This window comes from Vibrio sp. 1978 (assembly GCF_033344345.1).
Genome location: NZ_JAWPOP010000531.1, coordinates 1 through 668, shown reverse-complemented (window position 1 = coordinate 668; position 668 = coordinate 1). Strand labels below are relative to the sequence as shown.

The window sequence follows — 668 nt, the reverse complement described above, 5'->3', positions numbered from 1 at the left end:
ACTAATGAGCTTAAATTCACTTCAAGCAAGCAGCTGCGACCTTGCGTGTCCGTCGTCCATTTTCGTTCACTTTTACGGGTAGCGACTCGGCTCGCCGTTGCAGTGATGGCTTCTTCTCGTCGCCCCTCCCAAAACTGGTCAAAGGCACGATTCGTCGTCAATAAGTTACCTTGACAATCTTGTAAGCAGATCAACTCGGACAGCGAATCTAGCGCTGAGCGAGCCATCTCTAACTGCGCCAACTCTTGCTGCTGCTCTTGTAAAGTGACTTGATAAGGTTGCGCGTACATGATCCAAACACGATGACCACGTAGCAAACTCTTTCGGCCGGACAATTCAACCTTAATAGATTCGTTTTCAGATAAACGCCAATCAAAGACTTGGTGACGGAAATAGCGACTGGAAAAACTATCTAGTAACGAAGAAAGTTTGTGAAGCTCAAACAAGGCTGGGTACAAAAAGCCTGTACCCAGTGAGCGAATGCCAAGCAACTGCATCGCTGCTTGATTCGAAAGTAGGATTTGTCCATGGCTGGCATCTAGCACCAGCACTGGATAAGGCGAATCAGTAATAAGCTGCTTAAGTGCGTTTTGGAAACGAAAGTAGATAAGCGCAATCGCAATCGCACTGACTATCGATAGCAGGACAATATATCCATAACTCTCCTG

The 668-nt window shown here is 46.7% G+C and carries 1 protein-coding gene; it reads right to left on the bottom strand.

The features are described 5' to 3' along the window. A partial coding sequence (locus R8N49_RS27650; RefSeq protein WP_318190520.1) for a PAS domain-containing protein occupies positions 1-668 on the bottom strand: 668 nt, incomplete at both ends.